This is a genomic window from Streptomyces coryli (assembly GCF_011044975.1).
GTDB lineage: Bacteria > Actinomycetota > Actinomycetes > Streptomycetales > Streptomycetaceae > Streptomyces > Streptomyces coryli.
In genome coordinates this window covers 1-15100 of sequence record NZ_JAAKZV010000207.1, presented here as the reverse complement: position 1 = coordinate 15100, position 15100 = coordinate 1, and the positions used below count along the sequence as shown (strand labels likewise).

The following is a 15100-nucleotide window of genomic DNA, read 5'->3' as shown; positions in this document are numbered from 1 at the left end:
CGCCGCCCCCGCCCCCGGTGCCGACCCGCGTGCCGTCTGCTTCCTGGCCTACGCCCGTCTCAACTACGGCAACCCCGCCACCGGCTCGGCCCTCGCCACCCGCGCGCTCGCCGAGGCCCGCGCGAACGACGACCGCTGGTGCGCCGCCGCCGCCCTCACGGTGCTGGCCTCCGCCGCCCTCTTCCGCGGCGAGATCGACGAGGTCGAGCGATACGCGACCCAGAGCGCCGCCCTGTTCGACGAGCTCCGCGAGGGCTGGGGCCGGCTCGAAGCCGCTGAACACCTCGCCCACCACGCCGAGATCACCGGCGACTACGAGCGCGCCCGCCGGCTCCACAGCGAAGGCGCCCGCCGCGCCGAGGAGCTGGGCCTGTGGACGCATGTCTCCTACCGCCTCACCGGCCAGGGCCGCATCGCCCTCCTCACCGGCGACCTGCCCCGCTCCCGCGAACTCCACGAACGCGCCCGCGACTTGGCCGCCAAACACCTGGACCCAGCAGGCGAGGAGTACGCCACGGTCGGCCTCGCCATGGTGGCCAGGCGCGCCGGCAGGCCCGCGGACGCCGAAGCGCTGCTGGCCCCCTGGCTGGAGTGGAACCGCCGGCTCCGTACACCGCACGGCCTGGCCCTGATCCTCGCCGAGCTGGGCTTCGCGGCCGAGCAGCGCGGCGCCCTGGACCAGGCCGCGGAGCTGCATCTCGAAGGCCTGGCCGCCGCCCACGAGACGGCCGACCCCCGCGCGATCGCCCTCGCCCTGGAGGGCCTGGCCGGCGTCCGGGCCACCGCCGGGGAGTCGGCCCCAGCCGCGCAGCTACTCGGCACCGCCACCGCACTCCGAGCCGCCACCGGCGCTCCCCTGCCCCCCGCCGAGCGCGGCGACGTAGACCGCATTACGGCCCTCGCCACGCAGTCACTCGGCCCCGACACCTTCGCCGCCGAGCACCGCCGCGGGACGGCCATGCGACCGGACGAGCACCCCGGCACCGCGACCGCGATAGTTACCCGTCCGTAACTTACCGACGGGTTACCTCCGGTAACGCGCGCCACTAGCTTCCCGTCACATGACCCTCCCCAGCATCCGCAAGACACTGCTGACCACCGCCGTACTCACCGCAGCCTGCCTGGGCGCGCAGGCAGTGCCGGCCGCCGTGGCGGAAGACTCCGGAGAGACCACGTCCCGGGGCGTGAAGATCCCCGCGTTCTACAACCCCCCGGCCGAACTGCCCTCCGCGGACGGTGCCTTGGTCCGCACCGAGCCGCTCCCGCTCGGCCTCACCCTCCCGTCCTTCGACGGCCCGCTGCCGGGCAAGGCGACCCGGCTCATGTACAAGTCCACCGACGCCAACAGCAAGCCGGTCGCCGTCACCGGCGCGTACATCGAGCCGACCGCCAAGTGGGAAGGCGCAGGCCCGCGCCCGCTCGTCGCGCTCGCGCCCGGCACGATGGGGCAGGGCGACCAGTGCTCCGCCTCGTTCGCGCTGCAGCACCCGATCACCTTCAACGGCCGGACGATGTCCGTCGGTTACGAGGACCTGTCGATCTACCGCCTCCTCGCCAAGGGCGTCGCCGTGGTCGTCACCGATTACGCGGGCCTCGGCGGCACCGACCGCACGCACACGTACGTCAACCGCGTCGACGAGGGACACGCCCTCCTCGACGCCGTCCGCGCGGCACGCAAAGTCGACGGCGCCTCGGTCACCGGCGCCTCCCGCGTCGGCCTGTACGGCTACAGCCAGGGCGGCGGCGCCGCCGCCTCGGCCGCCGAGCTGCAGCCGGAGTACGCCCCCGACGTCCAGCTCAGCGGCACCTACGCGGGCGCCCCGCCCGCCGACCTCACCGAGGTCGTCAAGGGCATCGAGGGCAGCGCCCTGGCCGGCGCGCTCGGCTGGTCGATCAACGGCTTCGTGCAGAACGACCCGTCCCTGCAGCCGGTCGTCGACGGCTACGTCAACGACAAGGGCAAGGAGGCGCTGAAGGACCTCTCGACGATGTGCGTCGGCGACGCGCTGCTCGGCTACGGCTTCAAGCAGTCCAAGGACTGGACGAAGGACGGCAAGTCGCTCTCCGAGATCGTCGCCGCCGAGCCGAAGCTGCAGGCCACCCTGGACGCGCAGCGCATCGGCAAGCTCAAGCCGGCCGGGCCGGTGCGGCTGGCGACCGGCGTCGCGGACGACACCGTCCCGCACGGCCAGGCGCGGCAGTTGGCCGTGGACTGGTGCGCCAAGGGCGGCGCGGTGACGTACGAGCCGGTGAAGCTGCCGAACCTCGGCGACAAGCTGGTCCTCACCAACCACTTCGGCCCGCTGATCGTCGATCAGGGCAAGGCCGTGGACTGGGTGACCGACCGGGTCGCGGGCAAGCCCGCGCCGGCCGGCAACTGCGGCACGCTCCCGCAGCAGCCGTAACGAACCGGCCGCGGAGGGCGTGCCGCCGATCAGCCCTCCGCGGCCTGCGGCTCCTTGGCGGGCCCGGTCGGCGCGGGCGTGGCCCGCCCGGCCGGCTGCTGCCACCAGGCCGCCGACGGCAGCGCGCCGCTCGGCTCGAAGGACTCGCCGGGCCGCGGCACCGCCACCCGCACGCCCTGCTCGGTGGCTGCCGCGACCGTCCGCACCGCCGGCTCCTCCCAGGGGTGCGGCGCGAGGTTGAAGGTCCCCCAGTGGATCGGCAGCAGCACGTCGCCGCGCAGGTCGAGGTGCGCCTGGACGCCCTCCTCCGGGTACATGTGGATGTCCGGCCAGTACGGGCTGTAGGCCCCGATCTGCACCATCGCCGTGTCGAACGGGCCGTACTGCGCGCCGATCTCGGCGAACCCGGGGAAGTAGCCCGTATCGCCGCTGTGGAAGACCCGGTGGTCGGGCCCGGCGACGGACCAGCCCGCCCACAGCGTCCGCTGCTTGTTGCGCAGCCCGCGGCCGCAGAAGTGCCGCGCGGGGGTGGCGGTGAGCGTCAGCCCGGCGACCTCCACCGACTCGTGCCAGTCCAGCTCGGCGATCCGGTCCGGGCGGACGCCCCAGTGCTCCAGGTGGGCGCCGACGCCGAGCGGCACGGCGAAGAGCACGTCGGCGTTCCTGAGCGCGCGGATCGTCGGCATGTCGAGGTGGTCGTAGTGGTCGTGGGAGATCACGACGGCGTCGAGCGGGCCCACCGCGTCGAGCGGCAGCGGCGGCTCGTGATAGCGCTTCGGCCCCGCGAAGGCGTACGGCGAGCAGCGCTGACCCCACACCGGGTCGAACAGCACCCGCCGCCCGTCGATCTCGGTCAGCACCGTGGAGTGCCCCAGCCAGGTGACCCGCAGCCCGCTCGCGGGCGGCTCGGCGAGGTCGGGCCGCTGCACCGGCAGCGGGAAGGAGGGGCGTCTGCCGTCCCGGCTCAGCATCGTGCGCATCATTTCCCAGCGCGAGCCGTCCGTCTTCGGGCCCATGGCCGCGGGCACGGGATTACGGAAGGCGCCCGTCTCCGGGTCGTAGTTCGGCGAGCGCAGGATGCGCTCGAGACGCTCGCCGGTGGACTCGGCGCCGAAGGACTCGGGGCGCACTCCGCGCATGGGTTCTCCCTGTGATGGTCGTGTCCCTGGAATAACGGCCGACACGACCCATGATGTTCCGGACTCACGCTCACAGCGACTGTGACACTCGAGCATGAATGACAGAAATTGAAATCTGTCATTCATCATGCCATAGTCGAAGTATGACTACGACTCCCCTCCCGCAGCGCCGCCTCGGCGCCACCGGCCCCCAGGTCTCCGCCCTCGGCCTCGGCCTCATGGGCATGTCTCCGCTCATCTACGGCGACAGCGACCGCGCCGAGTCGGTCGCCACCATCCACGCCGCCCTCGAATCCGGCGTCACCCTCCTCGACACCGGCGACTTCTACGGCATGGGCCACAACGAGCTGCTGCTCAACGAGGCCCTCCGCACCGCCTCCCCGCAGGCCCGCGAGAACGCCGTCATCAGCGTGAAGTTCGGCGCCCAGCGCGGCCCCGACGGCAGCTGGGTCGGCTTCGACGCCCGCCCCGCCGCGGTCAAGACCGCCCTCGCGTACACCCTCCAGCGCCTGGGCACCGACCACGTCGACATCTACCGCCCGGCCCGCCTGGACCCGAACGTCCCGGTCGAGGAGACGGTCGGCGCCATCAAGGAGCTGGTCGACGCCGGATACGTCCGCCACATCGGCCTCTCCGAGGTCGGCGCCGACACCATCCGCCGCGCCGCGGCCGTCGCACCCATCGCCGACCTGCAGATCGAGTACGCGCTGATCTCCCGTTCCGTCGAGCGGGAGATCCTCCCGGTCACCCGCGAACTGGGCATCGGCATCACCGCGTACGGGGTGCTCTCCCGCGGCCTGCTCAGCGGCCACATGAACCGGGAGACCAAGCTCGCCGCGGACGACTTCCGCAGCCACAGCCCGCGCTTCGCGGGCGAGAACTTCAACCGCAACCTCGACCTCGTCGACCAGCTCAGGAAGGTCGCGGAGGCGAAGGGTGCTACCGTCGCGCAGATCGCGATCGCCTGGGTACTCGCCCGTGGCGAGGACATCGCCCCGGTGATCGGCGCCCGCCGCCGGGAGCGGCTCGCGGAGTCGCTCGGCGCACTGGACGTCAGCCTGGACGAGGCCGACCTGGCGGCGATCGAGGCCGCGGTCCCGGCCGAGGCCGTGGCCGGCGAGCGGTACGCGCCGGACCAGATGGCCATGCTGGACAGCGAGAAGTAAACAGAAGTAGAGGCAGTAGCAGAGAACGTGGGGAGCCGATGCCGCCGCAGTCCGAGCCGGTAGCCAGCACCGCCCTGACCCCGGAGCGCATTCTGGAGGCCACCGAGGAGGTGCTGCGGCGCTACGGCCCCAACAAGGCCACCGTCGTCGACGTCGCCCGCGCGCTGGGCGTCAGCCACGGCAGCGTCTACCGCCACTTCGCCAGCAAGGCCGCGCTGCGCGAGGCGGTCACCAAGCGGTGGCTGGACCGTACGGCCAACCAGCTGGAGTCGATCGTCACCGCGGACGCCCCGGCGCCCGAGCGGCTGCGCGACTGGTTGGCCGGCCTCTTCGCGGCCAAGCGCCGCAAGGCGGGCGACGACCCGGAGCTCTTCGCCACGTATTCGGCGCTGATCGAGCGCCTCGGCGGCGGCAGCGGCCTGGAGAGCGTGGTGAACCGGCACCTCGCCGACCTCACCGGCCAGCTCACCCGGATCATCGAGTCCGGAATCCGCCAGGGCACCCTGGCCGCCCCGGACCCGGCCGCGGCAGCCGAAGCAGTCTTCTCGGCCACCGCCCGCTTCCACGACCCGGTCTACGCCCCCGAATGGAGCCACCCGGACATCGAGGCCTCCTTCACGGCCCTGGTCGACCTCCTCCTGCGCGGCCTGCGACCCTGATCCGATTTCGGCGAAAGACGGTCAACTACCGTCGCCATCGGTAATATCACGACCCGGTCGCGCTGCGACCCGCGATCGAGACACATGAGCCAACGGCTGTGCCACGGGGGGAATCGCGGGTCATTCAGCAGCTGCGCGCCGTGCTGTCGCCTCCGTGGGAGCAGTCGTCCGACACGGGGGAACTCTTGAAGCCCACATTACGCACGGCAGCCCTTGCCACCGGTGTTTCGCTGGCCCTTGCCGCGTCCACGACCTCGGCCGCCCTGGCCTCGGGGGAAGCGGCCGAGAAGCCCGGCAACAACGGGCAGAAGCAGAAGATCCTCGAGGTGGTGCACGAGTACTTCAGCGAGCGCGACAAGGGCTGGCTGACGCCGAAGGAAACCAACCGGATGACGCTGGAAAGCGGCTCGTTGGCCTCCGGCCCGGCCAAGCTGGCGGCGAACACGTCGCGTATCGCCCGCGAGGTGCAGGAGGAGCGCGGGCTGCACGCGGAGGAGGTGATCACCGGCATCGCCAAGGACACCGAGGTGCGACTGCGCGGCCACAAGGCGACGGTGACCACGACCGCGGGCACGGGCCTGAAGTGGAACGACAAGGAGCTCGGCGAGTCCACCTACAGCGACCCGTACATCATCGAGCTGGAGCGCGACGGGGGCGGCAAGGACTGGCGGATCGCCAAGGTGTCCTACGCGCCGATCCCGGACACGGACGCGGGCGAAACGGCGGGCGGGACGGCGGCCTCCGGCAAGGCCGAGGAAGCGGCCGGCCAGGTGGGCACCAAGGCCACCAAGACCTTCGACCGCGATGCCGCGGCGGCGTACGCCCGGTACTGGTCCGGCCAGGAGACGCTGAAGCTGCCCGGCCTCACGTTCTCCTTCGACCGCTACAACTCCGATTACGACCGGGCCAAGCAGGACAACAACTGCACGAACTTCGTCTCCCAGGCGATGCACGCGGGCGGCTGGGAGATCGAGGACGGCATCGACCCGGACAACGAGGAGAACTGGGACTACGACCTCACCGGCCCGTACGGACCGTCCAAGACCTGGTCGGTGGCGTACAAGATGTGGTCCTACGCCGGTGACCCCAAGCGCGGCACCAACCTGACGTCCGGCTCCCCCGATGTGGCCGACATCTGGAATCTCAGGCCCGGCGACCTGCTGTTCGCCGACTGGGACCCGAACAAGGTCCCGGACGGCAAGATCGACCACGCGATGGTGATCTCGGGGACGTATACGTCGATGGGGTTCACGGAGCCGACGTATTCGCAGAACTCGGCCCACCGCAGCAACATCCCGCTGAGCATCGGCATCAAGATCGCCACCGCCCCGGTCCAGGACAACGACGGCGACGGTCAGGCCGACGAGTGGCCGGCCGGGCAGGGCCGCTCCATCAAGTTCTACCCGGTGCGGGTGAAGGACAGCTTCGAGACCGACTGAGCGGCCGGCCGCTGGGTTCGTGACCCGGGCATTCCCGGGGTCACGAACCCGGCGCGGTCCCCTGCACCGGCACCTCGGCGGCATGTGCCTGGGCCAGGTGTTCCTCGGCCTTGAGCCAGGGCAGGAACTGGGCTCCGATCCGCCAGTCGCAGCTGCCGCACTCCAGTTGCCGCCGGGTGCCGGTGCCCGCCACCTGGACGGTGTGCTCCGCGCCGTCCGGGTCGGTCCCGGTCACCCGGCTCGTCGCCATCGCGTGGTGCATCACGCCTCCTGGTAAGTCAGCGAAATCGGCCCCAGTGTGCAGCAACTTGCGCACCCGCGACAGCACTCCCCGGGATTCTCACCCTGGTTCAGGGGCTGATTCAGCCCTGATTCAAGGCAATTGCCAGGTCCACGATCCGGCCGCGGTCGGGGAACGAACCCACCGCGTCCGCTTGGCCGTTGAGCAGGTCGACACGGTAGAGCTTCTGCTTGCCGGACACGTCGAGGGTGGCGAACGCGGTGTTGTCGCCGTCCTTCGCGGTGTAGATGTCGAAGCCTGCCGCGGGGCCCGTGTCGACGCCGAGCTTGCCGGTGGGGGCGAGGTTGCCGGCGTTCGCCGGGGACTGGACCGACACCTGGTCCAGGGCGGTGTCGACGTCGAAGAGCGTGGTCGCGGTGGTCGCGGCGAGGTCGTTGTTGGTGTACGCGGCGGCGGTGACGCCGGTCGCGATCTGCGCGGGCGCCGGCGGCACGGGCGGGTTGGTGAGGTTGCCGTCGGTGGCGGTGGTGCCCGCGGCGGGTGCGCCTGCCGCGTCGTCGATGTTGTGCCGGAGGTTCTGGCCGGTGTCGCTGATGACGCGCAGCCGGTTGGCGGCGGGGTTGAAGTCGACGCCGAAGCTCTTGCCCTGCAGGGCGACGGTGAGCTGGGAGACCTTGGTGGCCTCGGCGCCCGCGGTGGCGATCGTGTAGATGCCGCCCATGTCGCCGACGCCGTAGAGCTTGTTGTTCTGCACCCGGTAGTCGATGCCGATCAGCTTCTGGTCGCCCTTGAGCCCGCTGACCTTGCCGAGGCTCTTGGCCGCCTCCGGTACGCCGACCCGGAAGGCCGCAAGACGCCCGTCGTCGGTGAGCCCGACGGCGGAGAGCTTCGCGTCCTGGGCCCGGTCGACGACCCCGTAGCCCTTGGCGGCAGCCGCCTCCACCTGCTGGTCCTCGCCGCCCGAGGCTCCCCCGGAGACGGAGCCCCCGAGGACCCCCACGGTGGCGGCTGCCGCCGCGGCGAGCCCGACGACGCCGATCACTGTCCTGTTACGCATATACGCCCCCATGAAGTGGCACGCGGCCCGCACGCTGCGGGCCGGTGTCACCTTGTTCGGGGCCGGGGGCGGCACGGATTGGGCCCCCTCCCGGTGGCGGGAGGGGGCCCAGTGCTCGTAGCGCAGGAATCAGCAGCCGATGAGGCGGCCGCCCAGGTACGACTCGATCTGGTCGAGCGACACCCGCTCCTGCTTCATGGTGTCGCGCTCGCGGACGGTCACCGCGTTGTCCTCGAGCGAGTCGAAGTCCACCGTCACGCAGAACGGGGTGCCGATCTCGTCCTGCCGCCGGTACCGGCGGCCGATCGCGCCCGCGTCGTCGAACTCGATGTTCCAGTGCGACCGCAGCGTCTGCGCCAGGCCCTTGGCCTTCGGCGACAGCTCCGGGTTACGGGACAGCGGCAGCACGGCCACCTTGACCGGCGCGAGCCGCGGGTCGAGGCGCATCACGGTGCGCTTCTCCATCTTGCCCTTGGCGTTCGGCGCCTCGTCCTCGACGTACGCGTCGAGCATGAAGGCCAGCATGGCCCGGTTGACGCCCGCCGCCGGCTCGATCACGTACGGCGTCCAGCGCTCGCCGGCCTCCTGGTCGAAGTACGACAGGTCGTGGCCGGAGTGCTTGGAGTGCGCGCCCAGGTCGAAGTCGGTCCGGTTGGCGACGCCCTCCAGCTCGGAGAACTCGGTGCCGCCGAAGTTGAACCGGTACTCGATGTCAGCCGTCCGCTTGGAGTAGTGGGACAGCTTCTCCTTGGGGTGGTCGTACCAGCGGATGTTCTCCTCGCGGATGCCGAGGCCCCGGTACCAGTCCCAGCGCTGCTGCATCCAGTACTCGTGCCACTGCTCGTCCTCGCCCGGCTTGACGAAGAACTCCATCTCCATCTGCTCGAACTCACGGGTCCGGAAGATGAAGTTCCCCGGCGTGATCTCGTTCCGGAAGGACTTGCCCATCTGCGCGATGCCGAACGGCGGCTTCTTGCGCGAGGTCTGCTGCACGGCGGCGAAGTTCGTAAAGATGCCCTGCGCGGTCTCCGGGCGCAGATACGCGACCGAGCCGGAGTCCTGCGTCGGGCCGAGGTGCGTGGACAGCAGCCCGGAGAACTGCTTCGGCTCGGTGAAGCCGCCCTTGTTGCCGCAGTGCGGGCAGTTGATGTCGGCGAGGCCGTTCTCCGGCTCGCGGCCGTGCTTGGCCTCGTACGCCTCGATGAGGTGGTCCGCGCGGTAGCGCTTGTGGCACGAGGTGCACTCGGTGAGCGGATCGGTGAAGGTGGCTACATGGCCGGAAGCCTCCCAGACCTCGGGGGCCAGGATGACGGACGAGTCGATACCGACGACGTCCTCCCGCGAGGTGACCATCGCGCGCCACCACTGGCGCTTGATGTTCTCCTTCAGCTCGACTCCCAGAGGGCCGTAGTCCCAGGCGGCGCGCTGTCCGCCGTAGATCTCGCTGCACGGGTAGACGAAGCCCCGGCGCTTGCTGAGGCTGACGATGGTGTCGATCTTGTCCGCGGCCACGGTGCTCTCTTCTTTTTACGGCGGTTACTACGGCGGCTAAGCAGTGCTACAGCGTACCGGCGGCCCCGGGCTGCGCAGCAAATCGGGGTGGTCGGGGGCGGGGCGCGATGAGGACGGCCGGCCGGGGTGCCGGGCAGGCAGTTGACAATCATTTCCAGTTTTGATGAAAATGGCATTCATGAACATACGTCGCCGTCTGATAGCCCCCGCCGCGCTGGCCGCCGCCGGCGCGCTGGCCCTGTCCTCCTGCTCCGACTCGGCCTCGGGCACCACCACCGACGACGGCAAGCTCAAGGTGACCGCGTCGTTCTATCCGATGCAGTTCCTCGCCGAGGAGATCGGCGGCAAGCACGCCGAGGTCTCCACCCTCACCAAGCCGGGCACCGAGCCGCACGACCTCGAGCTCAGCCCGCAGCAGACCGGTGAGCTGACCGACGCCGGGGTGATCCTCTACCTCAAGGACATGCAGCCCGCCGTCGACGAGGCGATCAAGCAGGCCGACGTGAAGAACACGATCGAGGCCTCGAAGTTCACCTCCCTCGAGAAGCACGGCACCGAGGAGGACGGGCACGGCCACGAGCACGAGGCCGAGGGCGACCACGCCGAGGAAGAGGGCGGCCACGAGGGCCACGATCACGGTGAAGAGGGCAAGGACCCGCACGTGTGGATCGACCCGGTCCGGTACGCGCAGATGGCCGACGGCGTCGGCAAGGCCTTCGCCAAGGCGGACCCGGACCACGCGGACGCGTACAAGAAGAACGCCGGGAACCTGAAGGACCGGCTGCACAAGCTGGACGGGCAGTTCAAGGACGGCCTGAAGAACAAGAAGACCGACACCTTCCTCACCACCCACGCCGCCTTCGGCTACCTCGCCGACCGGTACGGGCTCGTGCAGGAGTCGATCAAGGGCCTGGACCCGGAGTCCGAGCCCAGCGCCAAGCGCATGCAGGAGCTGCACGAGGTCGCCGAGCACGACAAGGTGACCACCGTCTTCTTCGAGACACTGGTCAGCGACAAGACCGCCAAGACCTTCGCCGCCGACCTCGGCCTGAAGACCGATGTCCTCGACCCGATCGAGGGCATCACGAAGAAGTCCCGCGGCCAGGACTACATCTCGGTGCAGGAGGCCAACCTCAAGGCCCTGCAGAAGGCGCTCGGCGCGAGCTGACCCCGGATCGTCAAAGGACCCAACGCCATGCCTCTCGAGCCCGCGATATGTCTCTGCAACGCCACCGCCTCGCTCGGCGGGCGGCCCGTCCTGGGTGGGATCGATCTGAAGGTCGAGCGGGGTGAGGTGGTGGCGCTGCTCGGGGCGAATGGGTCCGGGAAGTCCACGACCGTGCGCGCCGTCGTCGGGCAGGTGCCGCTGACGTCCGGCGGGATCGAGCTGTTCGGCGCCCCCATCCACCGCTTCAAGCAGTGGCAGCGGATCGGATACGTACCGCAGCGCTCCACCGCCGCGAGCGGCGTGCCCGCGAGTGTGCGGGAGGTCGTGGCGTCCGGCCGGCTCTCCCGCACCCGGCTGCGGCCGCTCGGCCGTGGGGACCGGGCGGCCGTGGACCGGGCCCTGGAGCTGGTCGGCATGCGCGGCCACGCCCGCGACTCGGTCAATCAGCTCTCCGGCGGCCAGCACCAGCGGGTGCTGATAGCCCGGGCGCTGGCCGGTGAGCCGGAGCTGCTGATCATGGATGAGCCGCTGGCCGGGGTGGACCTGGCCAGCCAGCGGATCCTCGCCGACGCGCTGCGCGAGCAGGTCGCCGAGGGCACCTCGGTGCTGCTGGTGCTGCACGAGCTGGGCCCGCTGCAGCCGCTCATCGACCGCACGGTGGTGCTGAAGTCCGGCCTCGTGGAGAAGATCTACGGCCGCTCCGAGGCCCGCGACGCCGCCGCCGTCCACGACCTCGCCTGCCACCCGCACCCGGACCCCGAGTCCGAGCCCGACCGGACGGGACTCCTCACATGAACTTCCTCGAGCCCGCCTTCATGCAGCGCGCCCTGCTGGCCGCGCTGCTCGTCGGCATCGCCGCGCCCGCCGTCGGCATCTACCTCGTCCAGCGCCGCCAGGCGATCATGGGCGACGGCATCGGCCACGTGGCGCTGACCGGCGTCGCGCTGGGCTTCCTGATGCAGACCAACCCGGTGTGGACGGCCGTCCTGGTCGCCTCCGCGGGCGCGGTGATCATGGAGCTGATCCGGTCGTACGGCAAGACCCGCGGCGATCTCGCCCTCGCGATGCTCTTCTACGGCGGCATGGCGGGCGGCGTGATGCTGATCAACCTCGCGCCCGACGGCTCGACGGCGAATCTGACCACGTACCTCTTCGGCTCGGTGACCACGGTCGCCGACTCCGACGTCGTCGCGATCAGCTGGCTGTCGGTGTTCGTGCTGCTGGTGACGCTGGGGCTGCGGCGGCAGCTCTTCGCCGTCTGCCAGGACGAGGAGTTCGCGAAGGTCACCGGGCTGCCGGTGCGGGCGCTGAACCTGCTGCTCGCGGTCACCGCCGCGGTCACCGTCACGGTGGCGATGCGGGTGGTCGGGCTGCTGCTCGTATCGGCGCTGATGGTGATCCCGGTCGCGACCTCGCAGCAGCTGGCGCGCGGCTTCGCGGTGACGCTCGCGGGCGCGATCGCGCTCGGGGTGGTCACCACCCTCTCCGGGACGGTCTTCTCCTATTACGTGGACGTGCCGCCCGGCGCCTCCATCGTGCTGCTTGCCATCGCACTGTTTGCCCTGGTCACAGCGCTGGCGACGCCATTGGCGCGACGGCGGGCGAAGGCGATGAAGGACGGCGGCGACGGGGCCAGGGAGCCGGTGGCGGCAGCCCGGGCATGACGTCACGCTCCGCCGCCCTGGCACAATGGCCCGTCGGGATGCAGCGACGGGCAGCAGCAACGTGAGCAGGAGGCAAGGGTGACTACCGCAGGCCCCCCCGTACGCGGACGCTCGACCAAGCAGCGGGCCGCTGTGGCGGCGGCGCTGGATGAGGTGGACGAGTTCCGCAGTGCCCAGGAGCTGCACGATCTGCTCCGGCATCGCGGCGAGTCCGTGGGCCTGACGACGGTCTACCGGACCCTGCAGTCGCTCGCCGACGCCGGCGACGTGGACGTGCTCCGCACCGGCGACGGCGAGGCCGTCTACCGGCGCTGCTCCACCGGCGAGCACCACCACCACCTGGTCTGCCGGGTGTGCGGCAAGGCCGTCGAGGTCGACGGGCCCGCGGTGGAGAAGTGGGCGGACGCCATCGCCGACGAGCACGGCTTCGTCGACGTGGCGCACACCGTGGAGATCTTCGGCACCTGCGCGGACTGCGCTGCCGCGGCGGGTCAGCGGTCGTAGCAGGTGTAGCTGCCGTCGGCCTCGCGCGCGACGCTGTTCGTCGAGCACTCCAGCATCGGCGCGAGGGTGTAGATGCGGTACGCACCCACGACCACCAGGACGGCGGCGAGCACCGCCACCACCGTGAGGGCGGTCCGCCCGGCCCGGCGCGTGATGAACACCGCGCCGCCGATGCCGAGCACCGCGAGCCCCACCGCCGCGAGGACGAAGACGGCGTTGTTGTCCCGTATCCCGGGGAATTCATCCGGGTTCTCCGCCTCGATGGCCAGGCTCTGGCTCAGCACCAGCAGCATGGCCGCGAGCAGCAGGCAGAGCCCGGCCCCGGCGAGTCGGCCGGCCGAGTGCCTCATGCGCCGGTGGTCTCCGCCTCGACCTCGTTCGGCAGCGCGCCGCCGAAGCGGCGGTCGCGGGAGGCGTACTCGAGGCAGGCGCGCCACAGGTCGCGGCGGTCGAAGTCGGGCCAGAGGATGTCCTGGAAGACCATCTCGGCGTAGGCGCTCTGCCAGATCAGGTAGTTGGACGTGCGCTGCTCGCCCGAGGGGCGGATGAAGAGGTCCACGTCCGGCATGTCCGGGTGGTAGAGGTACTTCGCGAAGGTCTTCTCGGTGACCTTGGACGGGTCGAGCCGCCCCGCGCGCACGTCCTCCGCCAGCGCCGCCGCCGCGTCGGCGATCTCGGCGCGGCCGCCGTAGTTGACGCACATGTACAGCGTCATCGCGTCGTTGTCCTTCGTCTGCTCCTCGGCGACCTGGAGCTCCTTGACGACGGACTTCCACAGCTTGGGCATGCGGCCGCACCAGCGGATCCGTACGCCCAGCGCGTCCAGCTCGTCGCGGCGGCGGTGGATGACGTCGCGGTTGAAGTTCATCAGGAAGCGGACCTCGTCGGGCGAGCGCTTCCAGTTCTCGGTGGAGAAGGCGTAGAGGGAGAGGTCCTTCACGCCGAGCTCGATGCAGCCCTTGACCACGTCGAGGACGACGGACTCGCCGATCTTGTGTCCCTCGGTGCGCGGCAGCCCGCGCTCCTTGGCCCAGCGGCCGTTTCCGTCCATGACGATCGCCACGTGACCCGGCACCAGCTCGCCGGGGAGCTTCGGCGGCCTGGCGCCCGACGGGTGCGGGTCCGGAGCCCGGTACTCCCGGCGCGGCCGGCCCAGGATCCCTCGACGTGCCATGTGGATACTCCGCCTTCCCGTCCCTGCTTCTTTGCGCCTACTTCTCTACGTACCGCAGCGACCGCAGCCCGCGCTCCAGGTGCCAGTGCAGATAGGCGGCGACCAGGCCGCTGCCTTCCCGTACGTGCCGGGCCTCGGCCGCGTCCGCGGCCTCCCAGTCGCCGGTGAGCAGCGCGCCGAGCAGCGCGACCGCCTCCGGGGACGGTACGACGCTACCCGGCACCCGGCAGTCGCCGCACACCACGCCCCCCGCGGACACGGAGAAATGCCGGTTCGGCCCGGGCAGCCCGCACTTCGCGCAGGCGCCGAAGGACGGGGCGTAGCCGTTCACGGCGAGGGAGCGGAGCAGGAAGGCGTCGAGGACCAGGCCCGGGGCGTGGTCGCCGCCGGCGAGGGTGCGCAGGGCGCCGACGAGGAGCAGGTACTGCTGGACGGCGGGCTCGCCCTCGTGGTCGGTGAACCGCTCGGCGGTCTCCAGCATCGCGGTGCCGGCGGTGTAGCGGCCGTAGTCCGCGACGATGCCGCCGCCGTACGGGGCGATGGTCTCGCTCTGCGTGCAGGTGGGCAGCCCGCGCCCGACCAGCTCCCCGCCGCGGGCGAAGAACTGCACGTCGACGTGGGAAAACGGCTCGAGCCGGGCGCCGAACTTCGACTTCGTGCGCCGTACCCCCCGGGCCACCGCCCGGACCCGGCCGTGGCCGCGGGTGAGCAGCGTGATGATCCGGTCCGCCTCGCCCAGCTTCTGGGTGCGCAGCACGATGCCGTCGTCGCGGAACAGGGTCATGGCGTCATTGTGGCACGGGCGGGCCGAAGGTCCCGCCGGAATTGGAAAAAGTCCCGCCGGAGGGGCGTTTTTCTTTATGTGCGTGTGGGGTGACGCACACCCATTTTCGGCCTACTAAAACGCCTAGTGTCCGAGTTAAGACAAAGGGCCGGGACTTTGGGCCCGGCGGGGGTGGGACTTTCGGGAGG

Annotated in this window: 15 protein-coding genes and 1 pseudogene; 9 read left to right on the top strand and 7 right to left on the bottom strand. The window is 70.8% G+C overall.

Going from position 1 to position 15100, the window contains the following annotated elements:
- Both G5C51_RS31870 and G5C51_RS31865 read left to right on the top strand, forming a co-directional pair.
- A pseudogene (locus G5C51_RS31870) lies at nucleotides 1-1012 on the top strand (AfsR/SARP family transcriptional regulator); the annotation flags it as partial.
- A 49-nt stretch (nucleotides 1013-1061) separates the two neighbouring features.
- Entirely contained in the window at nucleotides 1062-2405 is a 1344-nt protein-coding gene (locus G5C51_RS31865) for a lipase family protein (RefSeq protein ID WP_165242475.1), read from the top strand.
- Between the two features lie 29 nt (nucleotides 2406-2434).
- Here G5C51_RS31865 and G5C51_RS31860 read toward each other — a convergent pair whose 3' ends face one another.
- Complete coding sequence (locus tag G5C51_RS31860; protein WP_165242473.1) at nucleotides 2435-3544, bottom strand: MBL fold metallo-hydrolase; 1110 nt, start codon at nucleotides 3542-3544, stop codon at nucleotides 2435-2437.
- A 143-nt stretch (nucleotides 3545-3687) separates the two neighbouring features.
- Between G5C51_RS31860 and G5C51_RS31855 the strand changes: the two genes are divergently transcribed.
- The 3 genes from G5C51_RS31855 to G5C51_RS31845 all read left to right on the top strand — a co-directional run bounded on the left by G5C51_RS31855 (nucleotide 3688) and on the right by G5C51_RS31845 (nucleotide 6808).
- Nucleotides 3688-4710 carry an aldo/keto reductase gene (locus tag G5C51_RS31855; RefSeq protein ID WP_165242471.1) on the top strand — a complete coding sequence of 341 codons (1023 nt, stop codon included), beginning with the start codon at nucleotides 3688-3690 and terminating at the stop codon, nucleotides 4708-4710.
- Nucleotides 4711-4748: 38 nt separating this feature from the next.
- A complete protein-coding gene (locus tag G5C51_RS31850; protein ID WP_165242469.1) occupies nucleotides 4749-5369 on the top strand; it encodes a TetR/AcrR family transcriptional regulator in 621 nt (206 codons plus the stop codon).
- A gap of 185 nt (nucleotides 5370-5554) precedes the next feature.
- Nucleotides 5555-6808 carry an amidase domain-containing protein gene (locus G5C51_RS31845; protein ID WP_165242467.1) on the top strand — a complete coding sequence of 418 codons (1254 nt, stop codon included), beginning with the start codon at nucleotides 5555-5557 and terminating at the stop codon, nucleotides 6806-6808.
- A gap of 40 nt (nucleotides 6809-6848) precedes the next feature.
- Here G5C51_RS31845 and G5C51_RS31840 read toward each other — a convergent pair whose 3' ends face one another.
- From G5C51_RS31840 to G5C51_RS31830, 3 genes are all read right to left on the bottom strand, one after another.
- Nucleotides 6849-7070, bottom strand: coding sequence for a hypothetical protein (locus G5C51_RS31840; protein ID WP_165242465.1), 222 nt, complete (start codon nucleotides 7068-7070; stop codon nucleotides 6849-6851).
- Between the two features lie 100 nt (nucleotides 7071-7170).
- A complete protein-coding gene (locus tag G5C51_RS31835) occupies nucleotides 7171-8106 on the bottom strand; it encodes a DUF4394 domain-containing protein (protein WP_165242463.1) in 936 nt (311 codons plus the stop codon).
- Nucleotides 8107-8235: 129 nt separating this feature from the next.
- Nucleotides 8236-9618, bottom strand: coding sequence for a glycine--tRNA ligase (locus tag G5C51_RS31830; RefSeq protein ID WP_165242461.1), 1383 nt, complete (start codon nucleotides 9616-9618; stop codon nucleotides 8236-8238).
- A 178-nt stretch (nucleotides 9619-9796) separates the two neighbouring features.
- On the opposite strand from G5C51_RS31830, the gene G5C51_RS31825 reads away from it, so the two are divergent.
- From G5C51_RS31825 to G5C51_RS31810, 4 genes are all read left to right on the top strand, one after another.
- Nucleotides 9797-10786, top strand: a complete 990-nt coding sequence (locus G5C51_RS31825; RefSeq protein WP_165242459.1) for a metal ABC transporter substrate-binding protein — start codon at nucleotides 9797-9799, stop codon at nucleotides 10784-10786.
- A gap of 27 nt (nucleotides 10787-10813) precedes the next feature.
- Entirely contained in the window at nucleotides 10814-11581 is a 768-nt protein-coding gene (locus G5C51_RS31820; protein WP_165242457.1) for a metal ABC transporter ATP-binding protein, read from the top strand.
- On the top strand, nucleotides 11578-12450 hold the full coding sequence (locus tag G5C51_RS31815) for a metal ABC transporter permease (RefSeq protein WP_165242455.1): 873 nt from the start codon (nucleotides 11578-11580) through the stop codon (nucleotides 12448-12450). Before G5C51_RS31820 ends, G5C51_RS31815 begins: the two co-directional genes overlap by 4 nt.
- Before the next feature lie 78 nt (nucleotides 12451-12528).
- A complete protein-coding gene (locus G5C51_RS31810) occupies nucleotides 12529-12954 on the top strand; it encodes a transcriptional repressor (RefSeq protein ID WP_165242453.1) in 426 nt (141 codons plus the stop codon).
- Here G5C51_RS31810 and G5C51_RS31805 read toward each other — a convergent pair.
- From G5C51_RS31805 to recO, 3 genes are read right to left on the bottom strand one after another with little or no spacing between them, the layout of a single operon-like run.
- The gene (locus G5C51_RS31805) at nucleotides 12942-13304 is read right to left on the bottom strand and encodes a hypothetical protein (RefSeq protein ID WP_165242451.1); all 363 of its coding nucleotides are present in this window, start codon (nucleotides 13302-13304) and stop codon (nucleotides 12942-12944) included. The genes G5C51_RS31810 and G5C51_RS31805 overlap by 13 nt on opposite strands.
- Nucleotides 13301-14128, bottom strand: coding sequence for an isoprenyl transferase (locus G5C51_RS31800; RefSeq protein WP_165242449.1), 828 nt, complete (start codon nucleotides 14126-14128; stop codon nucleotides 13301-13303). Before G5C51_RS31800 ends, G5C51_RS31805 begins: the two co-directional genes overlap by 4 nt.
- A gap of 37 nt (nucleotides 14129-14165) precedes the next feature.
- A complete protein-coding gene (gene recO / locus G5C51_RS31795; protein WP_165242447.1) occupies nucleotides 14166-14912 on the bottom strand; it encodes a DNA repair protein RecO in 747 nt (248 codons plus the stop codon).
- Nucleotides 14913-15100 lie beyond the last annotated feature (188 nt).